Consider the following 15,134-nt stretch of genomic DNA (forward strand, 5'->3'; position numbering starts at 1 on the left):
CGCACAGTGAAGCCATCGGAGGAGCCGTTGACCACGGCAGACAGGAACCCTCCACAAGCACAACGGAGCCGACCATGTCCACGCCCAGAACCCCGGAACCCGAACGCTACCAGCTCTGCTTCCGATCGCTATCGAGCGAAGGACGCGGCCTTCGCTTCCCGTGCGATGCCGAAGGCCACATCGCCTTCGATCGCCTCAGCGACCGCGCGCGCAACGACTACTTCTTCGCCCGCATCGCCGTCGGCCGCGCCTACGCGTCGCCGACGGTCGAGACCACGCCGCTGCACTGAATGTCGTCGGGCGGGGCCGGCGCCCCGACGGGCGCGGCCCCGGCTGCAAGAGCCCCGGCCGGGGCGCCGGCCGCGGCATCCGCCAGCAGCGCCTGCACCGCCGCCATCTTGCGCAGCACGGCATCGGGCATCAGGAACGGATAGGCATCCGCCAGCCCCAGGCTGCGGTTCATCGCATTGACCAGCTGCGCCACCGGCAGCCAGTGCTCCAGCACGAGGCGATCGATCGGCGCACGCATCGGCGTCGGCGCCCGCGCTTTCGCCGCGGCACCGGCCAGCTGCAGTCCGTCCGCAGCGGCCCTCCGCAGTCCGTCCGCGCCGACGGACGGCAGCCGCAGTCCCCAGGCCGTCGCGGTCTCCACCGCATCGATCACCAGCAGCACGTGCGCGCAGGTCTCGGCCCAGTCCTCCCACGGGTGCGCGCTGGCGTAGGCGCTGACGAAGCGGCTGCTCCAGTCGGCCGGCGGGCCCTCGGCGTGGTAACGCGCGAGCGCCTCGGCGTAGTCGATGCGCTCGTCGCCGAAGACCTCGCGGCAGCGGGCCTCGGCGTCGGGGCGGCCGGCGATCCAGCGGTACTGCAGGTAGTGGGCGGCTTCGTGGCGCAGGTGCCCCAGCAGCGTGCGCACCGGTTCGCCGAAGGCCACGCGGGTGGCCTCGCGGTGCACGTCGTCGGCCTCGGCGATGTCGATGGTCACCACCCCGTTGCGGTGGCCGGTCATCACCGGCGGACCGTCCGGCGTGGCGGCCAGCAGGTGGACCACCAGCCCCTGCGCATCGTCGGCGTCGGCCTTCGGCTCGGGCGCCAGCCGCAGGTCCATCAGCGTGAACAGCAGCCGGCGCTTGGCCGCCTCGATCGCGGCCCAGCGCGTGAGGTTGCCGTCGACCGTCAGATCCGGAATCACCGTCGTCAGCCGGCAGCTGCGGCACAGCGTCGCGCTGTCCCCGGGATCGAGCATCCAGTTGCAGACGCCCTGCGCGCGGTTCGGGCAGGGGCGGTGGCCGCGCAGGCGCTTGCGGCCCAGCCGCGTCCAGCGGGGCGCCGCCGCGTCCGCCGGCTCGAAGGCGCCCATGCGGCGCTCGGCCGGCAGGTAGCCCAGCAGCGCACCGCAGGCGCCGCAGTGCGTGTTGTCGAAGAAGACGGTCTGGCCGCAGCGGCCGCAGGCGAAGCGGATCATCGGCGGCGCGGGGCAGGCGGCGTGCCACCGGCGGCGCCGACGCCGCGGCGCACGCACGTCACGCGCAAGCTGACGCCCCTCCTGATCCGCACTCCCTCACGCGCTTTTCCCGCGCGCCCCTGCCAGATCGCGGCCCGCTTGTCACCAGCGGTTGCGACGCGCCCGGCGCGTGGGTGAATTCCGACACACAAGCCCGCCGCGCACCGACACACGGCCACAACGCATCTGCCTACGATGGCTGCAACGTCCAACACCGCAGCATCACGAGGTCCCTCATGCCAGCGCTTGCGTCTTCCGTCGTGGCCCCCGGCCGCCGGGCCGCGAGTCTGCTGACCCTGGCGGCGATGCTGCTGCCGGCGGCCGCGTCGGCGCAGCTGCAGGTCGACCTGCTCGGTCGCGACGTGATGAGCTTGCCCGAGCTGGCGAGCGACGGCGCCGCCCCCGCGGGCTGGACCGTCGAACGCTCGCAGACCCTGGCGCTGGCGCCGGCCTGGCGGCCCCCCACCAGCGCAGCAGCCGCACCGAGCTGGCAGCCGTCGGCCACCGTGATGCAGACCATGCTGTGGGCGCGCCGTGAGCGCCTGGGGCTCGGCCTCGGCGTCGAGCAGCGCGGCGTGCCGGTGGCCACGACCGGCGCCGGTGCGGCCACGCCCGCCGCGCGGGAGGCCGGGCTGCTGGTCGGCGTGTCCTGGGCCACCGGCGAGTCGTCGCAGCTCACCTGGGCCGCGCCGCTGGGGTCCTCGCGCCAACCGGAGGGCCTGGCCTGGACCGGCCTCGACCGCGCGCCCGAGCGCGAGATGCGCTTCGGCCTCGAGTTCCGCAAGCGCGATCCCTATGCGGACCTGCGGCGCGGCGCGCTGATGAAGTTCGAGCTGAGCCGCGACACCACCGTGTCGCTGAAGCCGCGCCAGGGCCGCGTCGGCTTCACGCTGACCAGCCGCTGGTAGTCCCCACAGGGCGCGCGCGGCTGGACGCTGCCGCCGGCCCGGGCTTAACATCGAATCGGTGCGTGCGCCGTCGCGGCACGCGGCAGGGGGAGCATTGACCTTCGGCGCAAGGCGCTCGTATGCAGTCACCATGGCGCTGGCCGCGCTCGCCGCAGGGGCCGTGCTGCCCGGGAACGCGGGCGCCACCTCCCACCTGGTCGCCAGCGCTTCGCTCGGCGAGCTGTCGCTGGAGCAGCTGGGCAGCATCCGCGTCACCTCGGCGTCACCGCGCGGGCAGCTGCTGTCGGAGGCGCCTGCATCGGTCTTCGTCATCACGGCCGAAGACATCCGCCGCAGCGGCGCCGGCACGCTGGCCGAGGCGCTGCGCCTGGCACCGAACCTGCAGGTCGCGCGTTCGGGCAATGCCGGCTACTCGATCAGCGCGCGCGGCCTCGACAGCGCGCTGTCGAACAAGCTGCTGGTGCTGATCGACGGGCGCTCGATCTACACGCCGTTGTACTCGGGCGTGTTCTGGGACGCGCAGGCGGTGATGCTGGAGGACATCGAGCGCATCGAGGTCGTCAGCGGCGCGGGCGGCACCCTGTGGGGGGTCAACGCGGTCAACGGCGTCATCAACATCGTCACCCGCAGCGCCGAGCAGCGCGCCGGCGCGCTGGGCGTGGTGAGCCTCGGCGAGGACCTGCGGCGCGCATCGGCGCGCACCGGCGGCGCGGTCGGCAACGACGGCCACTACACCGTGTACGGCCTGCAGGTCGAGCGCCGCGGCAACCGGCTCGCCACCGGCGCGCCGGCGCGCGACGAGACCCGCCACAGCCAGGCCGGGCTGCGCATCGATCTGCCGCTGGCCGCCGGCAGCTTCACGCTGATCGGCAACCTCTCGCGCGGCCGCTTCGACCAGCCGCCCGGGCTGATCGGCGTGCAGGGCACCGAGAAGTCCGGTGCCGACCTGCTGGCACGCTGGCAGCGACCGCTGGCGATCGGCGGCACGCTGCTGCTGCAGGCCTATGCCGAGCACACGCGGCGCACCTCGGTGCCGGTCTACGACGACACGCAGGACCTCGTCGACCTGCAGCTGCAGCACAGCGGCCTCGCGCTCGGCGACCATGTGCTGAGCTGGGGCGCCGAGGTCCGGCGCGGCCGCGACCACAGCGCCAACGGCCCGACGCTGGCGTTCCTGCCGCCTCTGCTGGCGCAGACCTGGACCGCGCTGCACCTGCAGGACGAGGTCGCGCTGGCGCCGGACCTGCAGCTCACCGCCGGCCTGCGCGTCGAGCGCAACGACTACAGCGGTACCGACACGCTGCCGACGCTGCGGCTGGCCTGGAAGCCGGCGCCGCAGCACCTGCTGTGGGCCGCCGCGTCGCGCGCCGCACGGGCCCCCGCTCGGCTGGACCGCGACTTCTACATTCCCGGCCTGCCCCCGTACCAGCTGCGCGGTGGCCCGGGCTTCCAGTCCGAGATCGCGAACGAGCTGTCGATCGGCTGGCGCGGCCAGTTCGGCGAGCGGGCATCCGCGTCGGCCACCGCCTTCCGCACCGAGTACCGCGGCCTGCGCGCGCTGCTGCTCGACGCCAGCCGCACCGCCGGCGTGATCGGCAACGGCATCGACGCGCGCAGCCACGGCCTCGAGGCCTGGGGCAGCCTGCAGGTGCGGCCGGGCTGGCGCCTGCATGCCGGCGGCATGCTGCTGCGCCAGCGTGCCGCGCTGATCGCAGGCTTCAACGATCCGCGCGGTGTCGACAGCCTCGTCGGCGGCAACCCGCGCCATGCGTGGATGCTGCGTTCGTCGCACGACCTGTCGGAGCGGCTCGAGCTGGACATCGGCTGGCGTGCCGTCGGCGCGATGCGCACCGGCCCGGTGCCGGCCTACCACGCGCTCGGCGTGCGCGTGGGCTGGCAGCTGACGCCGGCAGTCGAGCTGTCGGTCGGCGTGCGCGAACTCGCCTCCGGCGGCCACGTCGAGTACGGCGCCGCGGCCACGCGCTCGGTGATCGAGCGCGAGGCCTACGTCAAGGCCGACCTGCGGTTCTGAGGCGCGTGCCGCCAGGGCGGGCGGCGGCCGATCGTCGCGGCGCGCAGCATCCATTCCACCGGCCCGTACGGATGCCGCGCGAGCCACCAGCGGCTGAAGACCATCTGGCCGCCGATGATGGGCGGCAGCAGCGCGATCACGCCCGCCACCGGCAGCCGGTCGATCAGCGCCAGGCCGTAGCCGGTGAAGATCAGCCCCAGCAGCAGCGACTGCGAGAGATAGTTCGTCAACGCCATGCGGCCCAGCGGCGCCAGCGCCGCGACGAGGCGCTCGCCGCCCGGCCGCGCAAACAGCGCGAGCATGCCGGCGAGGTAACACGCGCTCAGCAGGGGACCGGCGAGGATCATCGTGCCCAGCGACACCAGCTCGACGCCGAAGCCATGGCCGGGCGCCGTGGTGACGGCGTAGAAGACGGCGCCGCCGAGACCCAGCGGCAGCGCGAACGGCAGGGCGCGGCGCAGGCGCGTGCGCAGCAACGCGAGGTCGGCGAAGAGCCCGCGCCGGCCCGCGCTGCGGCCGAGCAGGAACATCGCGAACGCGCTGGGACCCTGCAACAGCAGCTCGCCGGTCAGCACCATCGGCAGCTGCGAGCAGCGCATCCGCAGCGTCTCGAGCGCCGAGCCGCCGTAGGCCGCGCGCAGCCGCAGCGCCTCGGGGCTGGTCGCCGCCGCGGCGTTGGCGGGCGTGGCCGGCACCAGCAGCCCGGCCAGCAGCCACGCCAGGCCGCTGACCACGACCAGCCCCACCGCGACGCGCACGCTGCGGCGCACGGTCCAGTGATGCCGCCGCATCAGCGCGCCGCCGAGCAACGCATAGAGCATCAGGATGTCGCCCTCGAAGAGCAGCAGCGCATGCAGCAGCCCCAGGGCCAGCAGCGCACGATGGCGCCGCTTCATGCGCTGGCGGTCGTCGGCGCCGGCGCGTTCGGCGGCTTCGGCCTGCAGCTGCACGCTGAGGCCGAAGAGGAAGGAGAACAGCAGGTAGAACTTGCCCTCGAAGAACAGCGCGATGACGAAGCGCAGCGCGTGGTCGAGCGCACCGTACGACGGGTTCGGCGTCAGCGTGCCGAGGTAGGGGTCGGCGAAGGCCCAGACGTTGACGGCGAGGATGCCGGCCAGCGCGAAGCCGCGCAGCGCGTCGACCTCGTCGAGGCGGTCCGGCCGCCCGGCGGCGGGCGGCGGGGTGTCTTGCATGGGGAGAATCAGGGAATGCTCAGCCGCGCATTGTCTGCGCACGCCGTGCCGTGGCCGCTCACCGGGTGCGTCATCACGAGGTCGGGCGACGCCCCGATCACCACTTCTCGCCGTAGCGCGCCTTGGCCGACGCGACGCAACCGTCTTTCGCGTCGCCCGACATCTGGCTGCACTTTTCCATCTCGAGCTTGTAGTCGGCCTTGGCGCGCGCGATCTCGGCGTCCTCGGTCGCGATGGTCACGCGCCGGGCCAGCTTGACGTCGGCCTGCGCCTTGTCGCGCGCGGTCTTGGCTTCGCGCAGGCACAGGGCCTTCGAGTCGCCGGACAGGTCGTCGCAGCGTTCCTTCGCCAGCGCGTAGCGCGCCTTGTACTGCGCCTCGAGCAGCTTGGCCTCGTCGCGGGCGCTGCCGGTGTAGTTGTAGTCCAGCTGGGCCAGCGCGATCTGCTCGCGGCCCTTGGCCTGCTCGCGGCAGATGTCGCGCGCATTGCCCGATTGCGCGTCGCACTTCTCGCGCTCGGCCTTGTAGCCGGCGCGGATGTCGGCCTTCGCGCCATCGTAGGCGCCGCGGGAGAAATTGGTCGCTTGGGCGGCGACGGCGGGGCTGCTCACCGCGGCAGCGGCGAGGCCGATCAGCGCGGACGCGGCGAGGCCGGACAGGGAATGCCATCGGTTCATCGCGCCACTCCTTTGCGAGAACAACGGCTCCAGTGTTCGGCCCGTTCGTCAGCGCGCAGAAGCGGCAGCGGCCGCTTCCGGCTGTAGGCCCGCACCTACGGCGGGCGGCGCCAGCAGCACGTGCACGCTGGCTGCGGGCAGCGCGGCCAGCTCGACCGTGTCGCCGACGGCGATGCGGCGTGCCTGCGGCTCGCGCGCCAGCGCGGCCGCCAGTGCCGCGTCGCCGTTGCAGACGATGAACTGGTGCCAGCGCCCGGCCTCGTCGCGCACCGCGACCGCGGCCTCAGGCCAGTGCGGCGGAAGGCATGGCGCCAGACGCACGCGGCCGTTGGCGACGATGACGCCGCAGATCGATTCCACCGCCGCGCGCAGCAGCCAGCCGGCCGAACCGGTGTACCAGCTCCAGCCGCCGCGGCCGCGATAGGGCGGCTGGCTGTAGATGTCGCCGGCCATCACGTAGGGCTCGATCGCATAGGCCGCGGCGCGGCCGGGGTCGGCGCTGCGGTGCGCGGGGCTCAGGCCCTGGAAGGCCTGCCAGGCCGCATCGGCCTGCCCCAGCTTGGCCAGCGCCATCAGGTACCAGACCGCGCCGTGGTTGTACTGGCCGCCGTTCTCGCGCACGCCCGGCGGGTAGGACTGGATGTAGCCGGCCACCGGCACCGCATGCTGCAGCGGCGGGTCGAGCAGCCGCGCGAGGCCGGCGTGTTCGTCGAACAGCAGCGCCTGCGCGGAGGCCATCGCCTGCCGCGCGCGGGCCGGATCGCCGGCTTCGCTCAGCACGGCCCAGGCCTGCGCGATCAGGTCGATGCGGCATTCCTCGTTGGCGGCCGAGCCGAGCGGGCTGCCGTCGTCGAAGAAGCCGCGGCGGTACCAGCGGCCGTCCCAGCCGGCGTCGTCGAGTGCACGCTGCCAGCCCTCGCGCGCGCTGCGCCACGCCTGCACGCGCGTTTCGTCGCCGCGGGCGGCGGCCAGCGGCATGAAGGCCTCGATCACCACGCACAGGAACCAGCCCATCCACACCGACTCGCCGCGGCCGTGGTGGCCGACGCGGTTCATGCCGTCGTTCCAGTCGCCGGTGCCGAACAGCGGCAGGCCGTGGGCGCCGCTCTGCAGGCTGCGGTCGATCGCGCGGGCGGCGTGCTCGTACAGCGTCGCGGTCTCCGCGCTGACCTGCGGCGTCTCGTAGAGGTCCTCGGCGCCTTCGGGCACTTGGCCGCCGACCAGGAAGGGCGCGCGCGCCTCCAGCAGCGAGGCGTCGCCGGTGCGCTCGAGGTACAGCGCCAGCGCCCACGGCAACCACAGCCTGTCGTCCGAAAAGTGCGTGCGCACGCCGGCGCCGCCGGGTTCGTGCCACCAGTGCTGCACGTCGCCGGCGGCAAACTGCCGCGCCGCGCCGGCGCGGATCTGCTGCGCCAGCAGCGACGGCGCGCGCGTGACCAGCGCCATCGCGTCCTGCAACTGGTCGCGGAAGCCGAAGGCGCCGCTGGCCTGGTAGTAACCGGCGCGTGCCCAGAGGCGGCAGGCCAGCGTCTGGTAGCCGAGCCAGTGGTTGACCAGCGCATCGAAGCGATGGTCCGGCGTGCGCACGCGGATGCCGCCCAGCAGCTGCGGCCACGACGCGCGCTGGCGCGCGAGGCGCTCGGCCGGATCGACCGCGATGGCTTCCTCGAGCAGCGTGCGCGCGGCCATCGGATGCGCGGCATGGCCCGTCAGCAGCGTCAGGCGCGCCTCGCCGCCGCCGGGCGGCGTCAGCAGCACGCCGAGCGCCGCACAGGGGTCGAGCCCGGTGCCGGCGCGGCGGCCCAGGCGCGCGGGCAGCTGCAGGCGGCCGGCGGCGTCGAAGAACTCGCGCCGGTCGCAGGTCCAGTCCTCGGGCAGCGCGCGCACCGGCGGGCCGCCGGCGCTGCGCGCATGGTCTGCATCCTCGGGCTGGGTCGGGCGCCAGGCGAGGAACGCGGTGGCATTGCCGAAGCCGCCCAGGTGATCGAGCTGCGTCGCCTGCAGCGTGGTCATCGGCTCGGGTTCGGGCAGGCCGGCGCCCTGCGGGCCCAGCGGCATCGCATCGCTGCGCGTGACCACCGACAGGCGCTCGGCGCGCGCGCCGCCGAGCTGCCATTCGGTCATCGCCACCAGCCGCAGGCGGCGCGGCTTGCCGGCGCTGGCGCGCACCTGCACCTGCAGCTGCTTCAGCGGCTGCTCGACGTCGACGCACCAGGTCAGCGTGATCTCCAGGCCGTCGATGGTCTGCTGCATGCGCGTGAAGCCGATGCCGTGCGTGACCTGGCGCGCACTGCCGGCCGCCAGCGTGCGGCCCAGCGGCCAGACCTGGCCGCGTTCCAGGTCGTGCAGCAGCAGCCATTCGCCGGCCGGGTCGCACAGCGGATCGTTGCTCCAGGCGGTCACCTGGTGCATGCGGCTGTTGCCGGCCCAGGTATAGCCGCCGCCGGCTTCGGTGACCTGGCAGCCGAACTGCGGATTCGCCAGCACGTTCACCCAGGGCCGCGCCGGGTGGCGCGCGGTGTCGACGGTGAAGGCGAAGTCGCCATGCTCGGCGTCGAAGCGGCCTTCGGGTGCGGTCGGACCGGCCGCAGCGGCCGGCGCGCTGTCCGTGCGCGGCGCCGGCAGCAGCGGCTGCACCGGCCAGCGCGGGATCGTCGCGCGCTGCTGGCGGTCGCGCCGGTGCTCGTCCTGCACCCGCTCGAGCTGCTGCGCCAGCGTTCGGCCGTCGGCCTGCAGCCGCAGCCGTGCCAGCGTCACCAGCGTGTGGCGCTCGTCGGCGCTGAGCTCCTGGTCCTTCAGCACGTGCATCGTCGCGCGGCGCTCCGCGGGGATCGCTTCGTCCTGCAGTGCGAGATGGCGCTCGCGCAGCTGCTGCAGCTGCTGCTGCACCGGGGACAGGTAGGACGGCGGCTCGGCGTTGATGACGACGAGGTCGACGCCGAGGCCGGCCGCGGTCCACACGCGCGTCGCCTTCTTCAGGCGCTGCACCAGGCCCACGCCCGCTTCGCCGATGATCGTCACCAGCAGGATCGGCCGGTCGCCCGAGATGCCCAGGCGCCAAAGTACGCGGCGATCGCAGCGCGGGGCGGCGGAGGTGGCGACGCGGTGGGCCGCCGGCAGGTCGCGGGTGGCCTGGGCCGTCAGCAGCGTGTTCAGCCGCAGCACGGCGATCCACGTGTCGGCATCGAACTGCAGCTCGCGCAGCCGGATGCCGGCCATCGTGTGCGACATGCTCGATGCGCGCTGCAGGTGGCTGGCCTGGCGGTACTTGTCGACCAGCGCGCCGAGCTGATCGAGGTCGTGCGACGCGGCGGCGCAGAAGGTCAGGCGTGTGGCCATGCCGGGCTGCAGGGTCAGCCGCACCGAGATCAGCGCCAGCGGATCGAGCCCGGTGTCCAGCGGCACGCCGGGCAGCGGCGGCGCGGGATCGGCGGCGGTCTCGTCGCCGGACGCGGCGGGCGCCTGGTCGCCGGATGCGGCTGGCGCCTGGTCGCCGGATGCGGCTGGCGCCGCGGGCGCCGGCGGTTCGTCGAGCACGCGCCCCGGCGCGGCCGCTTTCGGCGCGGCGACCTGCCCGTAGCGGCCGAGCCAGCCGGCGCGGTCGGCCGCCGCCTCGACGGCCGTCACCCGGCCTTCGACGGCGGCGAGGAAGAACACCGCCTGCACCACCGGCTCGTCCGGCAGGCGGGGTCGCCGGCGCAGGTACAGCGCGTGTTCGCTCGCGTCCCAGCGCGCCTGCAGGAACAGGTTGGAGAACGCCGGGTGCGCCTCGTCGGCGCGCAACGGCGCGAGCGTCGGCTCCGAGGCCCATGCCAGCGTCAGCGTGATCGGCTGCTCGCCGGTGTTGGTGAGCTCCACCTGCCGCATCTCGCAGTCGTCCTCGGGGCTGACCCACGCGGTGCAGCGTGAGGCGAGGTCCGGCCACAGCGCGTCGAAGACCACGCGGTCGGGCTGCATGCGGCAGTGATAACGCGCGTCGCGATCGGGGGCCGGGTGGGCGGTGAGCGAGTGCAGCGGCCCGCCGCGGCGCTGCAGGTAGAAGAAGCTGCCGTGCGAGGGCCGCAGCAGGTCGTCGCGCCAGCGCGTCAGGCCGATGCCGCGCCAGCTGCTCCAGCCGCCGCCATGGCTGCGCAGCACCACCGCGTGGCGGCCGTTGGTCAGCAGCTGCGTCGCCGGCAGCGCATCGTCCAGCGGCTGGCTGTCCTGCACCAGGTGCGCGCTGCGCGGGCGCCGCGGCGGCGGCACCGGCGGCGGATCGGCCAGCACCGCCACCTCGCGCGGCGCGCGCTCGTGCAGCAGCGGCGCCACCGCACGCAGGTGCGGCTCGCTCATCGCCCAGCGGCGCGCGATGCCGCGCGTCAGCACGTCGGCGATGGCGATCAGGCTCATCGCCTGGTGGTGGGCCATGAAGGTATCGACCTCGACGAAGGCACTGCCCGCCGACTGCCGCTGCGACGTGTAGTCCAGCGCCTCGATGAAGCCGAAGGTGCGTCGCGCGCCCAGCTGCTGCAGCGCCTGCAGGTTGGCGATGGCCGCCTGCGGCGCGACCAGCAGGGCAAGCGCGGCCGCGTAGGGCGCGATCACGCGCTCGTCGTGCGGCGTGCGGCGCAGCGCGAGCCGCGGCACGCCCTGCGGGCCGTACTGGTAGGCCAGCGTGTGGTCCTGCCCGGCGTAGGCCGATTCGGAGATGCCCCAGGGGGTGCCGCGCTGCCGCGCCTCGGCCTGCTGCTCGGCGACCGCGCTGCGCGTGACCTGGTGCAGCACGCTGCCCACCGGTTCGTCGAGCACCAGCGAGGGCATCAGGTACTCGAACATCGAGCCCGACCACGACTTCAGCCCGACTTCGGTGCCATGCGCGAAGAACGGCCGGCCGAGCGCGGCCCAGTGGTCGGCCGGCAGGTCGCCCTTGGCGATCGCCACCAGGCTGGTCAGGCGTGCCTCGCTGGCCAGCAGGTCGTAGTGGTTGTCGTCGAGCTGCCCGGCGTCCGCGCGGTAGCCGATGTGCAGCATGCGGCGCTGCGCATCGAAGAGCATCGCGAAGTCCGGCGCCAACGCGAGCCGGCGCGCCCGCGCGGCGAGCTCCAGCAGCTTGTCGTGCAGAGCGTCGTGCGCGGTCAGCAGCAGGTCGCGCAGCGCGGACTCCAGCGTCACGACGTGGTCGTGCAGGCGCCACACCGAATCGTTGGCCTCGCCGTCGGGCTGGCCCAGCCGCAGCGCGTCGAGCTCGGTGCGCGCCTGGCGCACCTGCGCATGGAGCGCGGCGGCGCCGGCGGCGTCGGTCGGCCAGTCGCGGGCATCGCCGCCCAGCGCGGCGACGGCGCGCAGCATCGGCGTGCCCGACAGCACCGGCTGCAGCGCGCTGCAGCGATGTGCCGATTGCCGCAGCGCCTGCCGCAGCGCCGTGCTGCTGTCGGGCTCGGCGGCCGCTTCCTCGCAGGCCCGCGCCACCGCCAGCAGGTGCGCCGAGCAGTTGCCGCTGTCGACCGCCGACACGTAGGCCGGCGGCAGCACCACGAGACTGCGGGTATCGATCCAGTTGAAGAAATGGCCGCGGTGGCGCGGCAGCCCTTCGAGCGTGCCCAGGGTCGCGTCGAGGCGCTCGGCCATCTCGACGGTTCCGATGAAGCCGAGCGCGCGCGCGCAGGCGGTGCTCAGCAGGTACAGGCCGATGTTGGTCGGCGAGGTGCGGTGGGCGACCATCTCGGCCGGCACCATCTGCACGTTGTCGGGCGGCAGGTGGTGGTCCTGCGGACCGACATGGCGCTCGTAGAAGCGCCAGGTGTCGCGGGCCAGCGCGTGCAGCCAGTGGCGGTCGGCGGAAGCCAGCGCCTCGTGCCGCGGCTTCGGCCGGCTGGCGAGCCAGGTCCACAGCGGCGAAGCGGCCCACAGCGCCAGCAGCGTGCAGGCGGCGGGCCACTGCACCGGCGCACCGGCCAGTGCCAGCAGGCCGAAGCCCAGCAGCAGCAGCGCCGCGGCCAGCGGTTCGCGCGCATGCGCCTGCAGCAGCGCGGCCAGGCGGGTGCGGGCGCTGGCCTGTGCGTCGGCGGCGGTCGTCCACTGCAGCAGGTGGCGCCGGCTGATCAACTGCCGCCACAGTGCGCGCGCGATCGCGTCGCCGTACAGCAGCGCCAGTTGCAGCAGTTGCCCGAGGTGCCAGGCGATGGTGCCGGCCACGCGCGCGAGCTCGCCGCCGGCGCGCCGGTAGAACAGCTTCAGCGCGATGTCGTCGCGGCTCGGCGCCAGCCCGGCCAGCGCACCCAGCAGCGGCCCGGCGCCGAAGGCCGCGCCGACGATGCCCAGCGTCCAGCCCAGCGGCAGCACGCCGGTGGCCAGCACCAGCAGCACCAGCGCCAGCGACTGCGGCGCGACCAGCGAGCGGCGCAGGTTGTCGAGCATCTTCCACCGGTTGATCAGCGGCATCGGCAGCTCGCCGAAGGCCTTCAGGAAGGGCAGCAGCTGCCAGTCGCCGCGGGTCCAGCGGTGCAGGCGCGCGGCGGCGACGTCGGCATGCCCCGGCGCGTCCTCGACGACGGTGACGTCGCTGAGGGACGCGCAGCGCGCGACGTTGCCTTCGAGCAGGTCGTGGCTCAGCACCTGGCCCTCGGGCAGCCGGCCCAGCAGCGTGCGGCGCAGCGCCTGCACGTTGAGCAGCCCCTTGCCGGTGAAGCTGCCTTCGCCGAAGGCGTCCTGGTAGACCTCGGAGCTCGCCGCGCTGTAGGGATCGATGCCGCACTGCCCCGCGAAGATCGTGTGGTACGGGGTCACGCTGCCCGGCGCCGGCAGCGGCGTGACGATGCGCGGCTGCAGGATGCCGTAGCCGGCGCTGATGCGCCCGGTCGCGCCGTCGATGCGTGGGCGGTTCAGCGGATGGGCGGCGACGCCGACCAGCGCACGCAGCCGGCCCGGCGGCAGCACGGTGTCGCTGTCCAGCGTCAGCACGTGCTGCACGTGCGGCGCGATCGCCGACAGCGGGCCGAGATCCATGAAAGGCGCGGTCGCCTCGTCGCCCGCCCCGGCGAGCACTCCCACCAGCTGCTCGAGCTTGCCGCGCTTGCGTTCCCAGCCGATGTAGCGCTGCTCGCAATCGCTCCAGCGGCGCTCGCGGTGCAGCAGCAGGAAGCGGGTCGGCGCGCCGTCGGCGGACGGATAACGTTCATTCAGCGCGGCCACGGCCTGGCGCGCGGCTTCCAGCTGCGCCGCGTCGGTCGGCAGCGACGCTGCATCGGCATCGGCCCAGTCCGTCAGCAGCGCGAACTGCGCCTCGCGCTCCTGGTTGGCGAGGAAATGCTGCTCCAGCTGCGCCGCCAGCGCACGCGCCGCGGCTTCGCTCGTCAGCATCGCCGGCATCACCACCAGCACCCGCTCTTCCGGCGGAATGCCGCCGGCGAAGGCCAGGCGCGGCAGCGGCCGCGGGCGCACCGATTCGCTGATCAGCCGGTTCGTCAGCGCGACCACGGCCTCGCCGACCGGGCCCAGCAGCAGCAGCCCGGTCAGCACCAGCAGCAGCGCCGGGGTGCCGGCCGGTGCCAGCTGCACCAGCAGGCCGATGGTCGTGGCGATCGCCAGCAGCGCCAGGCCCGGCAGGTAGACGGCGGTCGCGGCGCGGCCGAAGGCCCGGCTGCCGCGGCGCGGCCAGCGTCGCGCGGCCAAGCCGAGCGACTCGCGCAGCGCCGTCTCGCCGTCGCCGCCCCACCAGTGCATCGGCGCGGCGCCGCGCTCGTCGGCGTGGGTCGCCCGCTGGGTCAGCGCGAGCAGCGCCTGCGCGACCTCGATTTCCGGCCGCGCCGACTCGCGCGCCAGGCGTTCGATCGCATGCAGCGTCTCGTCCTGCGTGTCCTCGCGCTCGGCCGCATGCACCGGCGATTGCGCGAGCAGCTGCATCACCGTGCTGGTGCGGCCGAACAGCCCGCGCCAGTCGAGCCGATCGATCTGGCGCAAGGTGGTGATCGCGTTGCGGATGCTCTGCTGGTCCTCGGTGGCCTCGTTCTGCTGGCGCGACAGTGCGCCCGCCGGGTCCTGCAGCCGCAGCGCGAGCCATGCCCCCAGCTCGCGGCAGCGCGCCGCGGGCAGCTCGTCGCGCCGCTGCTCGATCACCAGCAGGAAGGCGTGGGGGACGCCGCGGGCCGACGCCTGGCGCTCCAGCCGCTCCAGCTGGGTGTTGTTGCGCTGGGCCTCGGGTTGGTCGAACCACTGGTGCGCGGCATCCCGCGCGGCCTGCACCGTCGCGCTGCGCTCGGCCAGCCGGCGCAGGTTCTCGATCAGCACGACGCGCAGCGTGGTGGGCAGCGCCCACAGCTCGGCCAGCGTCAGCGCGCGTTCGGCCTGGTAGGCGCGCAGGTAGGCCTCGAGCAGCACCGGATCGAAACCGGCGTCGGTGTGCGCGACCCAGGCCCAGGCGACGCCGTAGATGCGCGGCAGGCCCGCCAGCGGCTGGTCGCGCAGCCGCGGCAGCAGGCGGAAGAAGTTGCGCGGCAGGCCGCGCCGCACCTGGTGCAGCTGCTCGTCGATCAGCGCGGCGTTGTCCAGCAGCCAGAGCGCGGCCGGCCCGAGGTGGTGGCCTTCGCGCGCGTGGCGCTCGAGCAGCGCGCGCGCGCGCCGCAGCATCGCGACGTTGTCCTGCAGCCGCGGGAAGAAGCCGGCGGCGGCGCCCTGCACGACCTCGTGCGTGCGGGCGAGGCTGCGGCCGTGCTGTTCGAAGCGCGCCGGGCCGAACAGCACCGAGCGGATCGGCGCTTCGAGCCGTCCGGCCTGGGGCGACAGCAGGCCGAGATCGTCGAAACCCGCGGGCAGGGCCGGCGGCGCTGGGGAGCCGCTCACTTTG

Annotated in this window: 7 protein-coding genes; 3 read left to right on the forward strand and 4 right to left on the reverse strand. The window is 74.2% G+C overall.

Translation table 11 applies throughout. From position 1 onward, the window contains the following. Positions 1-74 precede the first annotated feature (74 nt). Complete coding sequence (locus P1K89_RS11755; protein ID WP_284616637.1) at positions 75-290, forward strand: hypothetical protein; 216 nt, start codon at positions 75-77, stop codon at positions 288-290. On the opposite strand, the gene P1K89_RS11760 is transcribed toward P1K89_RS11755, so the two are convergent. Next, positions 251-1,465: a zinc-binding metallopeptidase family protein gene (locus tag P1K89_RS11760; RefSeq protein WP_284616638.1), complete on the reverse strand. Its 1,215-nt coding sequence runs from the start codon at positions 1,463-1,465 to the stop codon at positions 251-253. The two genes, P1K89_RS11755 and P1K89_RS11760, sit on opposite strands and share 40 nt — an antisense overlap. Positions 1,466-1,764: 299 nt before the next feature. On the opposite strand from P1K89_RS11760, the gene P1K89_RS11765 reads away from it, so the two are divergent. Together P1K89_RS11765 and P1K89_RS11770 are read left to right on the forward strand one after the other, a co-directional pair. Next, positions 1,765-2,412 (forward strand): hypothetical protein, encoded by a 648-nt coding sequence (locus P1K89_RS11765; protein ID WP_284616639.1) that lies wholly within the window; start codon positions 1,765-1,767, stop codon positions 2,410-2,412. A gap of 130 nt (positions 2,413-2,542) precedes the next feature. After that, positions 2,543-4,444, forward strand: a complete 1,902-nt coding sequence (locus P1K89_RS11770) for a TOL_0244 family TonB-dependent receptor (RefSeq protein ID WP_284616640.1) — start codon at positions 2,543-2,545, stop codon at positions 4,442-4,444. On the opposite strand, the gene P1K89_RS11775 is transcribed toward P1K89_RS11770, so the two are convergent. The 3 genes from P1K89_RS11775 to P1K89_RS11785 all read right to left on the reverse strand — a co-directional run bounded on the left by P1K89_RS11775 (position 4,417) and on the right by P1K89_RS11785 (position 15,130). After that, complete coding sequence (locus tag P1K89_RS11775) at positions 4,417-5,637, reverse strand: DUF418 domain-containing protein (protein ID WP_284616641.1); 1,221 nt, start codon at positions 5,635-5,637, stop codon at positions 4,417-4,419. The two genes, P1K89_RS11770 and P1K89_RS11775, sit on opposite strands and share 28 nt — an antisense overlap. A 97-nt stretch (positions 5,638-5,734) precedes the next feature. After that, positions 5,735-6,313, reverse strand: coding sequence for a hypothetical protein (locus tag P1K89_RS11780; protein ID WP_284616642.1), 579 nt, complete (start codon positions 6,311-6,313; stop codon positions 5,735-5,737). 48 nt (positions 6,314-6,361) lie between these two features. Next, positions 6,362-15,130, reverse strand: a complete 8,769-nt coding sequence (locus tag P1K89_RS11785; protein WP_284616643.1) for a GH36-type glycosyl hydrolase domain-containing protein — start codon at positions 15,128-15,130, stop codon at positions 6,362-6,364. Positions 15,131-15,134: the final 4 nt, after the last annotated feature.

The organism is Aquabacterium humicola, assembly GCF_030167915.1.
Lineage (GTDB): Bacteria > Pseudomonadota > Gammaproteobacteria > Burkholderiales > Burkholderiaceae_C > Pseudaquabacterium > Pseudaquabacterium humicola.